The 16,435-nt window shown below is 59.1% G+C and carries 14 protein-coding genes and 1 tRNA gene; 12 read left to right on the top strand and 3 right to left on the bottom strand.

All coding sequences use genetic code 11. From position 1 onward, the window contains the following. Positions 1-603: 603 nt before the first annotated feature. Complete coding sequence (locus tag HMPREF2808_RS03360) at positions 604-1,323, top strand: trimeric intracellular cation channel family protein (RefSeq protein WP_246816511.1); 720 nt, start codon at positions 604-606, stop codon at positions 1,321-1,323. A gap of 462 nt (positions 1,324-1,785) precedes the next feature. On the opposite strand, the gene HMPREF2808_RS03365 is transcribed toward HMPREF2808_RS03360, so the two are convergent. Next, positions 1,786-1,974, bottom strand: a complete 189-nt coding sequence (locus tag HMPREF2808_RS03365) for a hypothetical protein (RefSeq protein ID WP_070562534.1) — start codon at positions 1,972-1,974, stop codon at positions 1,786-1,788. Positions 1,975-2,453: 479 nt separating this feature from the next. On the opposite strand from HMPREF2808_RS03365, the gene HMPREF2808_RS03375 reads away from it, so the two are divergent. The 3 genes from HMPREF2808_RS03375 to HMPREF2808_RS03385 are packed head-to-tail and all read left to right on the top strand — an operon-like array spanning position 2,454 to position 7,192. Next, positions 2,454-3,062: a TetR/AcrR family transcriptional regulator gene (locus tag HMPREF2808_RS03375; protein ID WP_070520882.1), complete on the top strand. Its 609-nt coding sequence runs from the start codon at positions 2,454-2,456 to the stop codon at positions 3,060-3,062. Positions 3,063-3,074: 12 nt separating this feature from the next. After that, entirely contained in the window at positions 3,075-6,713 is a 3,639-nt protein-coding gene (gene mfd / locus HMPREF2808_RS03380) for a transcription-repair coupling factor (protein WP_070623796.1), read from the top strand. Then, the gene (locus HMPREF2808_RS03385; protein WP_070530565.1) at positions 6,713-7,192 is read left to right on the top strand and encodes a hypothetical protein; all 480 of its coding nucleotides are present in this window, start codon (positions 6,713-6,715) and stop codon (positions 7,190-7,192) included. The genes mfd and HMPREF2808_RS03385 overlap by 1 nt, the downstream gene beginning before the upstream one ends. On the opposite strand, the gene HMPREF2808_RS03390 is transcribed toward HMPREF2808_RS03385, so the two are convergent. Beyond that, the gene (locus HMPREF2808_RS03390; RefSeq protein ID WP_070562537.1) at positions 7,189-8,676 is read right to left on the bottom strand and encodes an amino acid permease; all 1,488 of its coding nucleotides are present in this window, start codon (positions 8,674-8,676) and stop codon (positions 7,189-7,191) included. The two genes, HMPREF2808_RS03385 and HMPREF2808_RS03390, sit on opposite strands and share 4 nt — an antisense overlap. Before the next feature lie 81 nt (positions 8,677-8,757). Between HMPREF2808_RS03390 and HMPREF2808_RS03395 the strand changes: the two genes are divergently transcribed. Next, the gene (locus tag HMPREF2808_RS03395) at positions 8,758-9,372 is read left to right on the top strand and encodes a MazG nucleotide pyrophosphohydrolase domain-containing protein (RefSeq protein WP_070530561.1); all 615 of its coding nucleotides are present in this window, start codon (positions 8,758-8,760) and stop codon (positions 9,370-9,372) included. On the opposite strand, the gene HMPREF2808_RS03400 is transcribed toward HMPREF2808_RS03395, so the two are convergent. Beyond that, positions 9,369-9,791 carry a hypothetical protein gene (locus tag HMPREF2808_RS03400; protein WP_070520896.1) on the bottom strand — a complete coding sequence of 141 codons (423 nt, stop codon included), beginning with the start codon at positions 9,789-9,791 and terminating at the stop codon, positions 9,369-9,371. The genes HMPREF2808_RS03395 and HMPREF2808_RS03400 overlap by 4 nt on opposite strands. Positions 9,792-10,030: 239 nt before the next feature. Here HMPREF2808_RS03400 and HMPREF2808_RS03405 point away from each other — a divergent pair, with 239 nt between their 5' ends. From HMPREF2808_RS03405 to HMPREF2808_RS03435, 7 genes are all read left to right on the top strand, one after another. Continuing rightward, the gene (locus HMPREF2808_RS03405; protein ID WP_070562540.1) at positions 10,031-10,822 is read left to right on the top strand and encodes a lysozyme family protein; all 792 of its coding nucleotides are present in this window, start codon (positions 10,031-10,033) and stop codon (positions 10,820-10,822) included. A gap of 143 nt (positions 10,823-10,965) precedes the next feature. Next, the gene (gene eno / locus HMPREF2808_RS03410; protein WP_070520900.1) at positions 10,966-12,243 is read left to right on the top strand and encodes a phosphopyruvate hydratase; all 1,278 of its coding nucleotides are present in this window, start codon (positions 10,966-10,968) and stop codon (positions 12,241-12,243) included. A 231-nt stretch (positions 12,244-12,474) separates the two neighbouring features. Then, positions 12,475-12,978: a septum formation initiator family protein gene (locus HMPREF2808_RS03415; protein WP_070623737.1), complete on the top strand. Its 504-nt coding sequence runs from the start codon at positions 12,475-12,477 to the stop codon at positions 12,976-12,978. A 34-nt stretch (positions 12,979-13,012) separates the two neighbouring features. Then, positions 13,013-13,561, top strand: a complete 549-nt coding sequence (locus HMPREF2808_RS03420) for a DUF501 domain-containing protein (RefSeq protein ID WP_070623740.1) — start codon at positions 13,013-13,015, stop codon at positions 13,559-13,561. 16 nt (positions 13,562-13,577) lie between these two features. Then, positions 13,578-14,531 (top strand): Ppx/GppA phosphatase family protein, encoded by a 954-nt coding sequence (locus HMPREF2808_RS03425; RefSeq protein WP_070623743.1) that lies wholly within the window; start codon positions 13,578-13,580, stop codon positions 14,529-14,531. A gap of 87 nt (positions 14,532-14,618) precedes the next feature. Further along, a tRNA-Leu gene (locus tag HMPREF2808_RS03430) sits at positions 14,619-14,695 on the top strand. 260 nt (positions 14,696-14,955) lie between these two features. Beyond that, positions 14,956-15,759 carry a Bax inhibitor-1/YccA family protein gene (locus HMPREF2808_RS03435; RefSeq protein WP_070623746.1) on the top strand — a complete coding sequence of 268 codons (804 nt, stop codon included), beginning with the start codon at positions 14,956-14,958 and terminating at the stop codon, positions 15,757-15,759. The last annotated feature ends 676 nt before the right edge of the window (positions 15,760-16,435 follow it).

Raw genomic sequence — 16,435 nt, forward strand, 5'->3', positions numbered from 1 at the left:
TGCTCCCCGCGTGAGCGGGGATGAGCCCCACTCGGGGGCGTCTGCGAGGTACACGGGTAACGTGCTCCCCGCGTGAGCGGGGATGAGCCGCTGCGCAGCACGTAGGGGTTACTACATTTGCGGTGCTCCCCGCGTGTGCGGGGATGAGCCCAACTAGGCCCGCGCCCTCACACCACTCGCTAAGTGCTCCCCACCTGACCGCGGAAGCGCTAGGACGACTACAGTTTGCTATAGTCGGATCTACTGTCGGGACGGCGTCCGTGCAGTTGTCGGAGAGTACGCCCCACGCACGTGGGGATAGCTCGTCTCGGGTCACTGACTTCGGGTCAAGCAACATGTATGCCCCACGCATGTGGGGATAACCTAGGTAGCGCTCACCACGTAAACAGGTATGAGTTTGTATAGACCGTTGGAAGCGTTGTGTCCAACGTGGAGTCGAGCGAGTTTCCCAGTCGTTGTTGTTTTCGATATGGCGTGCACTCCGTTGCAGAATTTCGCGCTTTTCTTCGCTGGAGTTTCAACACTGTCCTAATTTCGTAGTTTTTCTTTTCATGAGAAAACTAGGTCTTCTCCTTTCGCAGTACGCTAGGGTCAGTATCTGTGATTCAGGACGTCGACCCGCTCATCCATTCCCTGTACCAGGTCTTTGATCTCATCGGTGTGGTACTCAACGGCATTATCGGTGGCACGATTGCACGCCGTAGGGAATTCGACATTATTGGCTTCGTCTTTCTGGCGCTCTTTTCGGCGCTGGCTGGCGGCATGATCCGTGACATGCTGATCGCCAGCGGTCCGGCTGCGGCTATCTCTGATCCGCTGTATCTCACGCTGGCGTGTGTGGGCGCGCTCATTGCTTTCTTGACGGACCTGAAGGGCAAGGCCTGGGAAATCTTCCTCGAGCACGCGGATGCTGTCATCTTGGGCGTATGGTGCACGACTGGATGCGTGAAGGCGCTGACCCATGGAATGCCGTTCATCGCCTGCGTATTCTTGGGCGTTTTGACCGCAGTGGGTGGCGGAATGGTACGCGATGTTGCTTCCGGCCAGATTCCCTCGGTCTTTGGCGGCAGCCCACTCTATGCCGTGCCGGCGGTGCTTACAGGAATCGTGATGGCATCCTTCGGGCACTTTGACAAGTTTGCCCTCGGCATGGTCATCTCGCCCTTCGTGGGCTTTGGCCTAGCAGTTATGGCGTATTGGCGCGGATGGGTGCTTCCGCGCGCTGGCATTGCTCCCTTGAACTACACCGCGGCGCAGGTGGCATCGATTGCACGGAAAGCTGAAATTAGGGGCTTTCGGCGAGGCCGTAGAAAACGTAAATAGGTTCTCGGCCGGACCTCGGCCTATCTACAGCTCCTATTGGTTGCTGATTTCTTGGTTTTGATTAGACCTGTTTATTTTCCTCGGGATTTACAGCAAGTTCGTTAGCCGCAGGCTTTTGTTGGTTTCGGTTGAGGAAAGTCCTCACGAGAGGAGTAAGGGATGCTAAGCCAAGGATCGTAGCGCCGACGAAAGACTCCGGTGGCTCCAGAAAGAGCAAACAGCAGAAAATGCCGGCAATGGAAGCGAATGTAATGAACGCGGCGACGCGAAAGCCAGCCTTGGCCTCCCAAAGGGCGTGATCGAACGCCTTCTGAGTGTTCAGCCGATCCGCAATTGTGTCTTCGTGGGCGTCGTCCAGAATTCGCTCGCCAAGCCCTGGCTGAATTTTCTCGCAACCATTGATGATGTGGGGTGGAGGAATGGGGCCGGCGTACGTATGGCCGATAATGGGGCCATATTCAATTAATTGCCCGTCGATCCCTGGGATTGCCGGTTGATTTGGCGGCTGATCCTGCCCCCAATTTGGTTGAATACGCGGGTCTGTCGGGTCTGAGTGCTGCGACGGGCGACCGACAGGGCCTTGTCTACCTGACCCGAGTGGCTGAAGGTGATCTTGTCCATCCCGCGCACCGTGGAGTGGAACATCGTCATGACTCAGACCGTACCTTTTCTATGGTTCGTCTGCCTGAGTTACACAATAAATGAGAGGAATAGGCGGGATTGGAGCTGTAGTGAGCAGCCGGACGCAACTGCCGTTTTCTCTGCTGTCACATCCGTATACCCCTGTGTGATGATGCCCGCGGAAAGAGTCTCGCTAGGGCCTCGCTAGCGAGTCTTCTTACTGCCGTCAAAGTCAAAACGAAACACCGCTCTCCTGTGTCAATACAGGTAGAACGGTGCATTATTTTGCTTCCCCACCAGGACTCGAACCTAGAATGACGGTACCAAAAACCGTAGTGTTGCCGATTACACCATGGGGAAACGCGCCCACATTATGAGCGCTGGGGGACATGTTACCCGACGGGTGCGTATCAGACCTAAACAGGTGGCCAAGACTCGCATTCCCGTTGCTTGCGGCTTACTTTTAGCTGGTGCGGGCCATGTCCAGTGGGGGAGATACAGTAGAAGACATGGTTCGACAAAGGATGACCGGGCGTGAGCGCCGTGAGCAGTTGATCTCCATTGGCCGTGCGGCCTTCGCAGAGCGCGGTTTCGATGGCGCCAGCGTGGAGGACATAGCGGCACGCGCCGGTGTGTCCAAGCCGGTGGTCTACGAGCATTTCGGTGGCAAGGAAGGCCTCTATGCCGTCGTCATTGACCGCGAGCTCGTCGCTTTGGAAAAGGTCGTGACGGAATCGCTACAGACGGGTTCTTGGCGCGAGCGCATCGAGCAGGGAGTTGTCGCCCTGCTGACCTATGTGGAGGAGGAAACCGATGGTTTCTTGATCCTCGTGCGCGACTCCAAGCCAGGGGATGAGCGTAGTTTCTCCACGTTGTTGAACGCAGCAGTTAATCAGATCGCGCACATCCTCGGTGAGGCCTTTGAACACCGCGGGCTTGACCCAGAGCTGGCGGTGCTCTACGGCCAGGCGCTCGTCGGCATGGTGGCCACCACGGCCCAGTGGTGGCTGGATGAGCGTGAGCCTTCGCGTGAGACAGTTGCCGCGCACATCGTTAATCTGTGCTGGAATGGTCTTTCCGGCATGGAAGCAGCACCGAAGTTGAAGGGAGCCAAGTAGGTGGCAACGCCGATGCTGGGCGGGCTTTTAAAGGTAGCCGCCTCAGATCCGAAACTTAAAGGCCTCACCTCCCAAGTGGGGGAAGCCTCATTGCACATTACTGGCATTGACCAGGCACGTCCCTGGGCCATCGGTACCTTGGCGCACCACGCACCGGTGTTGGTGGTGACCGCCTCCGGGCGTGAGGCGGAGGACCTTACCGCAGAGCTGACGGCCATGCTGGGGGAGAAGGTCGCCTACTTCCCGGCATGGGAGACGCTTCCACATGAGAGGCTGTCGCCGGCCGCGGATATCGTCGGCAAGCGCGCGCGTGTGCTCGACCTCGTGGGGGCGGGCAAAGCCCAGGTCGTGGTGACCTCCGCCCGCGGGTATTGCCAGCCCATTCTGAGCAAGGTGGAGGGCCGCGCACCCATTTTCCTGAAGGAAGAGGACGAGCACGAGCTCGCGCATATCCTGTCGGATCTGGAGTTTCGTGCTTACAAGCACGTGGACATGGTGGCCAAGCGCGGTGAGTACGCCACGCGCGGCGGCATCCTTGATGTTTTCCCCACCACGTCGGATTACCCGGTGCGCGTGGAGTTCTGGGGTGATGAGATTACGGATATCCGTCAGTTCTCCGTGGCTGACCAGCGTGCCATCCCCGAGATCGAGGTGGGAGAGGTCGCTATCTATCCCGCCCGCGAGCTGCCGATCACCAATGAGGTCGCCGCACGCGCCCGCGAGCTGGCGCAGAAGTTTGGGGGCAACGCAGCGCTGGCGGAGCTTCTGACCAAGGTAGGGGAGCACATCCCGGCCGAAGGTATGGAAGCCGTGCTGGCCGTGCTTGCCGACGCCCCCTTTGTCACCCTCCCCGAACTGCTTGCCCCGGGCACGCACGTGCTGCTCGTGGCACCGGAAAAGATCCGCACGCGAATTGCTGACCTGGAATCCACCGATGCGGAGTTCTTGGCTGCTGGCTGGGAGGCCGCCGCGATGGGCGCGGATGGCCCGTTGGCTGCTGAGGGCTTGGATACCTCGGCGTCGAGTTATCGCTCCTATGAGTCGCTTGAGGCGACGTGCCGGAATATCGAGGCCCCGTTGTGGACTTTTGCGCCGCCGGGGATGTTTGCGGCGGCTGAATCGGAGACTCTGCCGCTGGACTTTGAACCCGGACCAACTCCGCGCGGTGATATTCCAGAGATTGATGCCATGATGGCGCAGCTTCTGGCGCACACGACGGCCGGCGGGCGTGCCGCCTTCATTGCCCCTGCGCAAGGCGCTATCAAGCGCATGGTGGAGCGCTTTGCGGAGAAGGGTATCCCCACGAAGGTGGCCACACCTGGCTGGGAGCCGAGTCCCGGCGAGGTCACGCTCTACCAGGCCTTGTCCCATGCTGGTCTGGTGTTCCCGAAGGTACGCAAGCTCAAGGACGCTGAGGCGCTGCCGCTGGTGGTCATCACGGAAACCGATCTGACGGGTAACCGTGTGGGCGATATTGCGGGGGCGAAGCGTCGCCCAGCAAAGCGCCGTAACCGCGTGGATCCCCTCGCACTCAAGCAGGGGGACTACGTGGTGCATGAGACTCATGGCATCGGCAAGTTCCTCAAGATGGCCGAGCGCACCGTTCAATCCGGTGACGAGACTTCGCGCCGCGAATACATCGTGTTGGAGTATGCCGCCTCCAAGCGCGGCCAGCCGGCTGATCAGCTGTGGGTCCCCATGGATTCGCTGGATCTGCTGAGCAAATACACCGGCGGCGAGACGCCGACGTTGTCCAAGATGGGCGGCTCGGACTGGAAGAACACCAAGAAGAAGGCGCGCGCCGCGGTGCGCGAGATCGCCGGTGAGCTGGTGGAACTCTATGCCAAGCGCCAGGCCGCACCCGGTCACCAGTTTGGCCCCGATACCCCGTGGCAGGCCGAGATGGAGGATAATTTCCCCTTCGTCGAGACCGAGGACCAAATGCTGGCCATCGACGCCGTCAAACAGGATATGGAATCCACGGTGCCGATGGACCGCGTGGTCGTCGGCGATGTGGGTTATGGCAAAACCGAGGTGGCCGTGCGCGCAGCCTTCAAGGCCGTACAGGACGGCAAGCAAGTCGCGGTCCTCGTGCCCACCACTTTGCTGGCCCAGCAGCACACCGATACTTTCCGCGAGCGCATGCAGGGCTTCCCGGTGGATATCGAGGTGCTTTCGCGCTTTACCTCGACCAAGGAATCCAAGGAGATTCTCGCCGGTTTGGCGGATGGTTCCGTAGACATCGTCATCGGTACCCACCGTTTGTTGCAGACTGGCGTGCAGTGGAAGAACTTGGGCCTCATCGTGGTGGATGAGGAGCAGCGTTTCGGTGTGGAGCACAAGGAGCACATCAAGGCGCTCAAGGCCAGCGTGGACGTGCTCACCATGTCCGCGACGCCGATTCCGCGCACCTTGGAGATGTCCATGGCGGGCATCCGCGAGATGTCCACCATCCTGACCCCGCCGGAGGACCGCCACCCGGTCCTGACCTATGTTGGCGCGTATGAGGATAAGCAGGTGGCCGCGGCCATCCGCCGCGAGCTGCTGCGCGACGGCCAAGTCTTCTTCATCCACAACAAGGTTGCGGATATCGAAAAGAAGGCCCGCGAGCTGCGGGACCTAGTCCCAGAAGCGCGAATCGTCGTGGCACACGGCCAGATGAACGAGGACGTCCTTGAGCGCACCGTCCAAGGATTCTGGGACCGCGAATTCGACGTCCTGGTGTGTACCACCATCGTGGAAACCGGCCTGGATATTGCGAACGCGAATACCCTCATCGTGGAAAACGCCCACCACATGGGCCTGTCCCAGCTGCACCAGCTGCGCGGGCGCGTGGGCCGCTCCCGCGAGCGCGGCTATGCCTACTTCCTGTACCCGAAGGGCGCCACGCTGACGGAAACTTCCTATGACCGCCTGGCCACTATCGCCCAAAACAACGATCTGGGCGCCGGTATGGCCGTGGCCATGAAGGACCTTGAGATGCGCGGTGCTGGCAACGTGCTGGGTGCTGAGCAATCGGGCCACATCGCCGGTGTGGGCTTTGACCTCTACGTGCGCCTTGTCGGTGAGGCAGTGGAGACCTTCAAGGCGCTCGCGCGTGGTGAGACCCCCGTGGTCACGGACGAAGGCCCGAAGGAAATCCGCATCGATCTTCCGGTGGATGCCCATATTCCGGAGTCCTATATCAACTCCGAGCGCTTGCGTTTGGAGGTCTACCGCAAGCTGGCGGCCTCCAAAGACAACGCGGACCTGGCTCATGTGGTGGAAGAAATGCAGGACCGCTACGGGCCCATTCCGGAGCCGGTCGAGCGCCTGCTCGCCGTGGCTCGCCTGCGCCACCAGGCCCGCCGGGCCGGGGTCAGCGATATCACGGTGCAGGGCACGCGCATCAAGGTCCATCCGGTGGAGCTGGCGGATTCCAAGCAGGTACGCCTCAAGCGCCTCTTCCCGGGCTCCAACTACCGTGCAGCGGCCAAGGCCATCCAGCTCAATTTCCCCAAGGCCGGACGCAACGTCACGGACCCCAAGTTGCGTGACATCGAACTCCTGCAGTGGGTGGCGGACTTCTTGGCTTCGATGTTCGAACTCGAGCGCGTCGACGTCAGCGGTGCTAAGACTAAGAAGAATGTCATTAGCGTAGGAGAAAAATAATGGACGCCAGCACCGCCGCCGGGATTTCTCGGGCCAATCCCAGAATCGTTTTAGTGGCGGTGTGGATGGCTGCCTCGCTGCTCAGCATCCCCGTCTCACTGGTGATTAAGTTCAGCGGTGAGAACGGTGGCTGGCTCACCTTCATGTTGATGATGTTCGGAGTAATCCTGGTTGGCATTTGGGTGCTGCTTGGTTTGCTCCCGCTGTTTATCCGCGGTGATTACACAAGCAAGCTGGGGTGGGCGTGGGTGTCGATGGCCTTGGTGTTCATCGGCTTTATCGTGGGCAATGCCAACGTGCCGGATTTTGGGGACGTCGGTCCGGCCACCGTTCCGACGTGGTGGTTTGGCAACGAGGAAGCGGCCTCGATTACTGGAGGCATCTTCCTCGTCATCAGCGCTATCGGCCACGTGTTGTGGATAGCAAGCTGCATCGCCTATGCGGTGCTATCGCGCCGCACGGCGCCCGAGGTTTTCTAGAGCGCCAAGCGGCCCGTGCTCAAGCCCCACACCGCGGCAACCGCGCCGATAACTACCAGCGCTACCACGAACCATTCGAAGGTGTTGAACACGCGCTCTTTCTTGTACAGGCGGGTGGCCACATAAGGAATCATGCTGGGGACCACGGCTAGCGCGCCGAGAAGAACATAAACCGGGTCGGCGGCATAGATGAGCCACAGGGAATAGATGAAGGCGACGAGGCCGATGCAGAGGTGGCGGCGATTCTCTCGGCGGCTCACCTCCGGACCTGAAATATCGAAGCGCACCCCTGCATGTGGGTGAGTCAGCCCCTTGCCGCGCACGGCCAAGAGGACCAGGTAAAGGGAAGAGAAGATGTAGGGCAGCAGGTACATGATGGTGGCCAGCTGCACCATGGCGTTATAAGAAGTTTCGTTGAGGAAGAAGACGATAACGAAGAGCTGAATCGTCAGCGTAGAAATCAGCTGCGCTACCCACGGCGCACCGGCGATGTTCACGGTGCCGATCTTGCGGGGGAGAAGACCATCGACAGCCATCATGACAATCGGTTCCGCGCACAGCATCTGCCAGGACACGTAGGCGCCGAGCACGGAGAGGCACAGGCCGAGGGAAATGAGAGCGCCGCCCCATTCGCCTACGGCCGCGGTGAGCACGGACGCCATCGAGTTATCCGGCAGCGCTGCGAGCTCTTCCTGGGTAAGCACGCCGAAGCTCAGCGTGGACACGGATACCAGCAACGCCAGAACGCTGATGAAGCCGATGACGGTAGCGCGGCCGACGTCGGCACGCGTGCGCGCCTGCTTGGAGTACACGGATGCGCCCTCCACGCCGATGAAGACCCACACGGTAAAGAGCATGATGCCCTGAATCTGCTCGAAGAGGGACTTATCGGAGGCCTCGCCCCAGAAGTCAAGAGTGAATTTGTCCCAGCTAAAGCCTACGAAAGCGAGGATGACGATGAAGGCGAGGATGGGGACGATCTTGGCGATGGACGTCACCATGTTCATGATCGCCGCCTGCTTAATTCCGCGCGCCAGCACAGCAAAGATTCCCCAGGACAACACCGATACGGCGATGGCGGAGACCCAGCGGTGGTCGGCGTCAAAGAAAGGCACGTAGTGGCCAATGGTGTTGAAGAACAGGGTGGCGTAGCCTACCTGCGCCATCACAGATCCTAGCCAGTAGCCCCAGCCGGACGTAAAGCCAATAAAGTCACCTAAGCCGGCGCGGACGTAGGAGTACACACCGGAGTCGAGGTGCGGCTTGCGGTGGGCAAGAATCTGGAAAACGAAAGCTACAGAGAGCATGCCGATGCCTGCGATGAGCCAGCCGATGAGCATGGCGCCAGGGCCGGCCACGGAGGCGATGTTCTGCGGAAGAGAGAAGATTCCGGCGCCCACCGTGGAACCGATGATGAGCGCGATGAGCGTCCACAACGTCACAGAGTGCGTGCGCGGCGATTCGGTGAGATTGGAAGTGGTCATTGGTTAAAAATACCCCTTCAGGCGGGCGTTTGTGCAACTGCAGCGAAAGTTCAAAGAACTGGGGACCTATACTCGTTGCTTATGACTGTCCTGTTGTTAGATCCGCGCTGGCCCACGTTAATCCCTATGGAGGCCGTTGGGAAACTGCAGGGCCCTGTTGTTTTCACTGATGAAGTTCCGGTGAAGGTGCGCTGGGACTTTGATTCACTGTTGTGCGGTGAGGATCCGGAAGGCCATGGTGTTGTGGTGAGCACAGATCCATCACACCCGCAGGTGCGCGCGCTTATCGACGCTGATGCGGACCTCATCCTCGCCCCCTCCCTTGAGGAACCGATGTGGAAGGCACGTGAGGTGATGTCGCGTGCGCGGCGCATTGGGGAGTGGGAGCGCGATCAAACCCACGAAACTTTGCTGCCGTATCTAGAAGAAGAGTCGGCGGAATTCGCCCAGGCGGTGCGGGAGCGTGCCACTGATTCCGAGTTGCTTAAGGAATTGGGCGATGTCTTCTTACAGGTCCTCTTTCACGCCGAGATCGCGGCACGCCGTGGGGCTTTTACTCTCGACGATGTTGCGATGTCCTTCGTCAACAAAATGCGCTCCCGCGCGCCCTACCTTTTCGACGGCACGGAGGACGTCGTGGGGGTAGAGGAGCAGGAGCGCCTGTGGGCCGAGGGTAAGGCCCGAGAAAAGAACTAGCCCTTCTGAATCATCGAGGACAGCAGGGGAGCGTAGTCAGCGATCGTGGAGGATAGGCCGGTACCGCCGGTTGCGAGAGTGTCTTCCTTGACGATCTTGCACTCGAGGGCGCGGTCGGCGGTCTGGCCGGAGTACTTCACGGCGGCCAAGGCCAGCGGGCCGAGTTCCTCAGAGTTGCCCAGTGCGGTGAGGTTCTTGGACAGCTGGTTGCGGGTGGTGTTCGGAGTAAGCAACTCACCCTCGGTGCTCTGATCAATCAGCGTCAGGGTGCTACGCAGGGTGTTGCAATCAGCGGACTGGATGCCCTGGGAGAGGAAGCCGCCCAGCTCAGTCAGGGAAGCGGCAGAAGCGGTGGCGGGGGTGATTGCGCCGAGGGCGACAACGGCGGAAGCAGTAGCGAGGATACGACGGATGGACATGGAACTCCTTGGCTAAGAGAAAGGCACGTTTCTAGAACGGACAGTGATAGAACGTGGAGCACCAGCAGGGCCTCGGCTCTCTGTTCAACGCTGCAGTGTAGCGCAGAATGTTACGCATGGGAACATTTGGACATAACTTTTGTTCCGCGATTGTCGTAGGTCTTGCCTATACGGTCGCCTCGTGGCGCCCTCTGTGTCGCTCGACCCCCTTCCTGCAACGGGCTGTAGTATTCACCTTTATGACGCAGGGGCTTAGGAGGATCGGGGGCTGTGGCCTCGGCATTGTCTTGGCCATCATTCTGATCATTTCCTTGGTGGCCTGGAGTCTTTCCTTCCTGGATAAACCATCCCCGTTCCGGCAGCTTTCCCCCGTCCCAGAGGAACTTCCACCCGTGGGCGGGGCAGAGGTGCCCGCTATTGATGTCGACGGGCCGGGGCGCACGGCGGACAAGCTGACGTGGTGGTCCGACCAGCTTGCCGACGCCACCAGTATCCCCGCCCAGGCATTGCGGGCCTACGGCAACGCCGAGCTGATCGCGCGGCAATCCTGGCCGAACTGTAATCTGCGCTGGAATACCCTCGCCGGTATCGGCTGGGTAGAAACTCGTCACGGGACCTATAATGGAAGCCTCTTCGACCGTTCCTCCCTTGATGAGAATGGTTATCCCGACCCGCCCATTGTGGGCATTCCTCTCGACGGAACTAACAACACCACTTTGGTTCCTGATAGCGATGGCGGCGCCATTGACGGCGATGTCGAGTTTGATCGGGCGGTTGGCCCCATGCAATTCATCGCTTCTTCGTGGGAGCATCTAGGCCGAGATGCCAACGGCGATGGTGTTGCTGATCCCAATCAAATCGACGATGCTGCGCTGGGTGCCGCCGCACTGCTGTGTCACGGAGATAGGGATCTTTCCACGCCAGAGGGATGGCGTTCGGCGGTCCTCAACTACAACCAATCTGAGGACTACCTGCGTAAAGTCGCAGCAGCCGCAAATTCCTACGCCATTGAACAGCCTGCCGTGTCCTAGCCTCTTTCTAGATCTATGTCACGTTGTCCGTTTCCGCCCGACATGTTCCGAAGTTTTCTGGAACAATTGTCCCCAGGTGGTTTGGGAGCCCCTCCCAGAACACGAACCCAAGATCAATTTGGCTCTATAGGAGTGAAAGCAGCATGGCTGACATCATCCACGTAATGGCACGCGAAATTCTTGATTCCCGCGGCAACCCCACCGTTGAGGCTGAAGTATTCCTCGACGATGGTGCACGCGGTGTCGCCGGCGTTCCGTCTGGCGCTTCCACCGGTGTTCACGAGGCTCACGAGTTGCGTGACGGTGGTGACCGCTACTTGGGCAAGGGCGTTCTGAAGGCTGTTGAGAACGTCAACGAAGAGATCGCTGATGAACTTGCCGGCTTCGAGGCCGATGACCAGCGTCTCATCGACCAGGCCCTGATCAAGCTGGACGGCACGGATAACAAGTCCCGCCTCGGCGCCAACGCCATCCTGGGCGTGTCCATCGCAGCCGCCAAGGCCGCTGCCGAGTCTGCTGGCCTTCCGCTCTACCGCTACATTGGCGGCCCGAACGCTCATGTCCTGCCCGTTCCGATGATGAACATTGTCAACGGTGGTGCCCACGCTGACTCCGGTGTTGACGTTCAGGAGTTCATGATCGCCCCGATCGGTGCCGAGTCCTTCAGCGAGGCTCTGCGCATGGGTGCACAGGTCTACCACGCACTGAAGGCCGTTATTAAGTCCAAGGGCCTGTCCACCGGCCTGGGTGACGAGGGCGGATTCGCTCCGGAGGCTGAGTCCACCAAGGCAGCTCTGGACCTCATCGTTGAGGCCATCGAGAAGGCCGGCTTTAAGCCGGGCAAGGATGTTGCCCTGGCCCTCGACGTTGCATCCTCCGAGTTCTACAAGGACGGCAAGTATCACTTCGAGGGCGGCGAGCACACCGCTGAGGAGATGGCCAAGGTCTACGAGGACCTCATCGCCAACTACCCGATCGTGTCCATCGAGGACCCGCTGCAGGAAGATGACTGGGAGGGCTACACCAAACTCACCGCAGCTATCGGTGACAAGGTGCAGATTGTCGGCGATGACTTCTTCGTCACCAACCCGGCTCGCCTGAAGGAAGGCATTGAGAAGAAGGCCGCCAACGCTCTGCTGGTGAAGGTTAACCAGATCGGTACCCTGACCGAGACCTTCGACGCCGTTGAGCTGGCACACCGCAATGGCTACCGCACCATGATGTCCCACCGCTCCGGTGAGACTGAGGACACCACCATTGCCGATCTCGCCGTTGCTCTGAACTGCGGCCAGATCAAGACCGGTGCTCCGGCCCGCTCTGAGCGCGTTGCCAAATACAACCAGCTGCTGCGCATTGAGCAGGAACTGGGTGACGCCGCAGTTTATGCCGGCCGCTCCGCATTCCCGCGCTTCCAGGGCTAGGAATTAACTCCGGTTTCCAGCAGTGGTCTGCACAGACCACTCGCTGAATGACTGGTGAACGAAAAGGTGCCACAGTAACCGTGGCACCTTTTAATCGTTTTGATCGTGGCACCTTTCCTGTTGTCTGGCCCCGAACAGGCCCAGCCCAAAACTTCTGAGGCGCATGTTATTTCTGGGACACGTCGCGCGCCGCACAGCACCTGGGCCGGTCCGGGATACAATGGCTTTCCGATGGCACGCACTACTTCTCCCCGCACGAAACGCCGGAACACCGTTCCGGTTCGCACGCGTGCCCGCGATGAGCAGCGAGCTAAACGGAAGAAAGCGCCGGTGCAGCCCAAGGGGCTAGACATCCTCGGGATCGGCGTGATTATCGCTGTTGTTCTCGTGGTACTGCTATCCATTGCCGTTCCGCTGCGAAACTACTATCACGGCCAATCGGAGATTGCGCGGCTGGAAAGCTCAATCGTCGCCAAGCAGGCACAGAAGGATGTCCTCCTCACGGAGATTGACAAGTACCGATCCGAGGAATACGTCAAGGAGGAGGCGCGCCGCCGCTTCGGTGTCATGGATGAAGGCGAGATGGCCTTTCGCATCATGGATCCGCGCATGGACTCTGGTGACACGGTGACCTCAGAGCGGCGTGAGGATGCCGATGACCGCGAGTGGTACACGGTTTTGTGGGATTCGGTATCGGAAGATCCCGAAAACCTACCGGAAACACCTGCTGAATAGGACTCATCCATATCTCCATGTCACAATGGTTCCTATGACCGTGACCGATGCTGACCTTGAAGTCGTCCGCGAACAGTTGGGCCGCACCCCTCGCGGCGTCGTGGACATTGCTTACCGCACTCCGGACGGAGCCCCAGCGGTGATTAAAACCGCGCCCAAGCTTCCCGACGGCACCCCGTTTCCCACCCTTTACTACCTCACCGACCCGCGCCTGACTGCCGAAGCATCGCGCCTTGAAGTCGCCCATGTCATGAAGTGGATGGAGCAGCGCCTCGCCCAAGAAGAGGACCTGCAGCAGGATTACCAGGCAGCGCACGAACACTACTTGGAAACCCGTAACGCCATGGAAGACCTGGGCACTGAGTTCTCAGGCGGCGGTATGCCAGAGCGCGTGAAGTGCCTCCACGTTCTTATCGCTTATGCCTTAGCTGAGGGACCGGGCCGCGTGCGCTTTGGTACAGAGGCCGTCGCGATGGCTGCGGAGCACGGTAAACTCCGAGGAAGCGCCATCCCTGAGGATTGGCCCACCGTGGGGGACCTGGGCATCGACATGACCCAGTTCGATTTTTCTAACGCCGGTTAAGAGAAAGGCTAGCCCTATGACTCGCGTCGCTGCTGTCGACTGCGGAACCAACTCCATTCGCCTGCTCATCAGCGAGATTCAGGAGGATGGCAAGATCCGGGATATTACCCGCACGATGGAGATCGTCCGCCTTGGCCAGGGCGTCGATGCTACCGGTGAGTTTGATCCTGAAGCGCTTGCGCGGACCCGCGTAGCGCTCGAAGGTTACGTCAAACAAATGAAGTTTGAAAAGGTCGAGCGCGTGCGCATGGTCGCCACCTCGGCCACTCGTGATGCAAAGAACCACCGCGAGTTTTTCAACATGACCGAAGAGCTTCTCGGTGAAATCCAGCCGGGGGCTCGCGCGGAAGTAATTTCCGGTGAGGAAGAGGCACTGCTGTCCTTTACCGGTGCGGTGGGGGACCTGCACTCTGAGGAGGGCCCGTATTGCGTCATCGATTTGGGCGGTGGTTCGACAGAGTTCGTCGTGGGGACAATCGATGGCGAGATCCTCGGCTCGCACTCTGCTCAGATGGGGTGCGTGCGGCTTACCGAGCGCATCATGCGCACCGATCCTCCCACGGAGGCCGAGATTGAGATTGCTAGCGACTATGTTGCTGAGCGCATGGCCGAAGTGGAGAAGATCGTTCCTATCGACAAAGCCCTCACCTTCGTTGGCTGTGCCGGTACGTTTACGACTCTTTCGGCGCTTGCCCAGGGGATGGAGCGCTACGATGCCGACTCCATCCACGGTTCCGAGCTTCGCTTCGATGCGCTGCGGGTGCTCACCCGACAGATGATTGGATTGCCTTCGGATGTGCGCGCTCTCAACCCCGTTATCCACCCCGGGCGCGCAGATGTCATCGGCGGCGGATGTGCTGCCATCGAGGGCATCATGACGATGATTGAGCGCAACAGTGAAGCCCGTTCCTTCTTCATCAGTGAGAAGGACATCCTCGACGGCATCATCAGCGGCCTCGCCGCCAGCTAGCGAGCTCAAAACAAAAGAGTCGCGCAGAAGCCGACCCTATTTTCAGTCCATGCCTACCCGTGCCCTAAGATGAGTGGGCACGGTTTGGCCCCCATAGCCCAATCGGCAGAGGCAGTCGACTTAAAATCGATTCAGTGTGGGTTCGAGTCCCACTGGGGGCACCATGACCAGCGGAAACGCTGAATTTAACGGGGTGAAGGTAGGGAACGCTTCCCAGCGCTCCTCTTCATAGTTTGCGGCAACAGGGGCGCCGGCAAGCGCAGTGCTTGTCGACGCATTCCTGTTAGGCGTGGACAATTTTGCGAATTTTGAGATTTTTGGGAACTTCCTAGCAGTGGGGAGCGTTGATCTTGATGAAACGACAAATAAGGCGGCCCTAGGGGCCGCTTTTTAGAGAAAGACTGTGAAAGGAATCGGGATTCGCGTGCGTTCTAGCAACCCCGTCATGAGTTCCCTCTCGTCCAGCCAAAGTCAGACCCAGGGTGGAAATCCCTACGGTCAGAGCGATAATCCATTTGTTCAGGAGAATCGCAGCGCCGATCGGCCGCTGACTGTTGATGATGTCGTGACCAAGACTGGCATTACTCTTGGCGTCATCATTGTCATGGCCGTGCTCAACTTTGCTGTTGGCGAGTTGATTAACCCAGGCATCGCGATGATTCTTACCTTGGTCGGTGCGCTCGGCGGTTTCATTACTGTTCTTGTCTCAACGTTTGGCAAGAAGTTTGGTTCTGCAGCCGTCACGTTGATTTATGCCGTGTTTGAGGGCCTCTTTGTGGGCGGATTCTCCCTTATGTTTGCCGGCGTATCTTTCGGCAATTCCGATGGCATGGCAGTTATCGGCCAAGCAATCATGGGTACCGTAGGCGTCTTTATCGGCATGCTGATGGTCTACAAGACCGGTGCGGTAAAGGTCACCCCGAAGTTCAACAAGATCATGTTCGGCCTCATTGCCGGCGTGGCCGTGTTGGCTCTGGGTAACATGTTGGGCGCTATTTTCTTCGGCTTTAATCCGCTGCGTGATGGTGGCATGCTTTCCATCATCTTCTCCCTCGTCTGCATTGTTCTGGCGTCCTTGTCCTTTATGACAGACTTCGACCAGGCAGACCGCCTGATTCGCCAGGGTGCTCCGGCGCAGTATGCCTGGGGTATCGCTCTTGGTTTGGCCGTGACCTTGGTCTGGCTGTACACGGAGATTCTCCGTCTGCTGAGCTACTTCAGGGACTAATTAGTCTCATACCGCTTCTGCGAAACCGGCGGCTGGCACCACAAGCTTTGTGGTTGCTGGCCGCCGGTTTCTTTGTGTGCGTGGCGCATCTCTTTTGGAGCAGGGGTATAGCGCCCGTTAGGTGCGGGCGGGATCTTGGCATTGACTGGCGCGAGCTAATACAGATTGCAACAGTTAGAACAGGATTTCCCTTCGCAAATATCTATTTGCGTACCAATTGCGGTATAGGTGGCGAGTACCTCAAGGCGGGTGACGTGGATGACTGCGGGGGTAGTTATGGTTGCAAATCTGAGGTCCTGTTCGGTTCTTGTGGGCGAAATGTTCGATTTCTTGGGTGGGTGAGTCTTTGTCTTGCTGTTAACAGGCTCCGTGAGCCGTCCGCTGGAAATGAAGGCAACTGCATCGGCAAGCACCTGTTTCCGTGCCTAGCCCTGAGCTTTACGCGACCATGCCGACAGAATTGGGTTTCTCATGTTTCCCAAGGATGCGATGCTCTAAGCGGCGTGCGGCAAAGCGGGCAAGATTGCTTCTTAATTGAGGAAAAACGACACCCCAAAAATTGACAGTGTTGTAATTCGGGTACCCCCAATTGGTTATAATCGGCAGGCAAGACACATGTAGTTCACGGCGGGTACCCAAGCTCCATGCAGGCTACGACCAGCTATTATTAACGGAT

Source organism: Corynebacterium sp. HMSC078A10 (assembly GCF_001811565.1).
Lineage (GTDB): Bacteria > Actinomycetota > Actinomycetes > Mycobacteriales > Mycobacteriaceae > Corynebacterium > Corynebacterium hesseae.

What these genes read in the sequence shown, in the direction of transcription:
- HMPREF2808_RS03400 (WP_070520896.1), bottom strand. Translation starts at nt 9,791, where the DNA reads ATGTCCATCCGTCGTATCCTCGCTACTGCTTCCGCCGTTGTCGCCCTC.
- mfd (WP_070623796.1), top strand. Translation starts at nt 3,075, where the DNA reads ATGCTGGGCGGGCTTTTAAAGGTAGCCGCCTCAGATCCGAAACTTAAA.
- HMPREF2808_RS03415 (WP_070623737.1), top strand. Translation starts at nt 12,475, where the DNA reads ATGGCACGCACTACTTCTCCCCGCACGAAACGCCGGAACACCGTTCCG.
- HMPREF2808_RS03405 (WP_070562540.1), top strand. Translation starts at nt 10,031, where the DNA reads ATGACGCAGGGGCTTAGGAGGATCGGGGGCTGTGGCCTCGGCATTGTC.
- HMPREF2808_RS03395 (WP_070530561.1), top strand. Translation starts at nt 8,758, where the DNA reads ATGACTGTCCTGTTGTTAGATCCGCGCTGGCCCACGTTAATCCCTATG.
- HMPREF2808_RS03425 (WP_070623743.1), top strand. Translation starts at nt 13,578, where the DNA reads ATGACTCGCGTCGCTGCTGTCGACTGCGGAACCAACTCCATTCGCCTG.
- HMPREF2808_RS03375 (WP_070520882.1), top strand. Translation starts at nt 2,454, where the DNA reads ATGGTTCGACAAAGGATGACCGGGCGTGAGCGCCGTGAGCAGTTGATC.
- HMPREF2808_RS03420 (WP_070623740.1), top strand. Translation starts at nt 13,013, where the DNA reads ATGACCGTGACCGATGCTGACCTTGAAGTCGTCCGCGAACAGTTGGGC.
- eno (WP_070520900.1), top strand. Translation starts at nt 10,966, where the DNA reads ATGGCTGACATCATCCACGTAATGGCACGCGAAATTCTTGATTCCCGC.
- HMPREF2808_RS03390 (WP_070562537.1), bottom strand. Translation starts at nt 8,676, where the DNA reads ATGACCACTTCCAATCTCACCGAATCGCCGCGCACGCACTCTGTGACG.
- HMPREF2808_RS03365 (WP_070562534.1), bottom strand. Translation starts at nt 1,974, where the DNA reads ATGACGATGTTCCACTCCACGGTGCGCGGGATGGACAAGATCACCTTC.
- HMPREF2808_RS03385 (WP_070530565.1), top strand. Translation starts at nt 6,713, where the DNA reads ATGGACGCCAGCACCGCCGCCGGGATTTCTCGGGCCAATCCCAGAATC.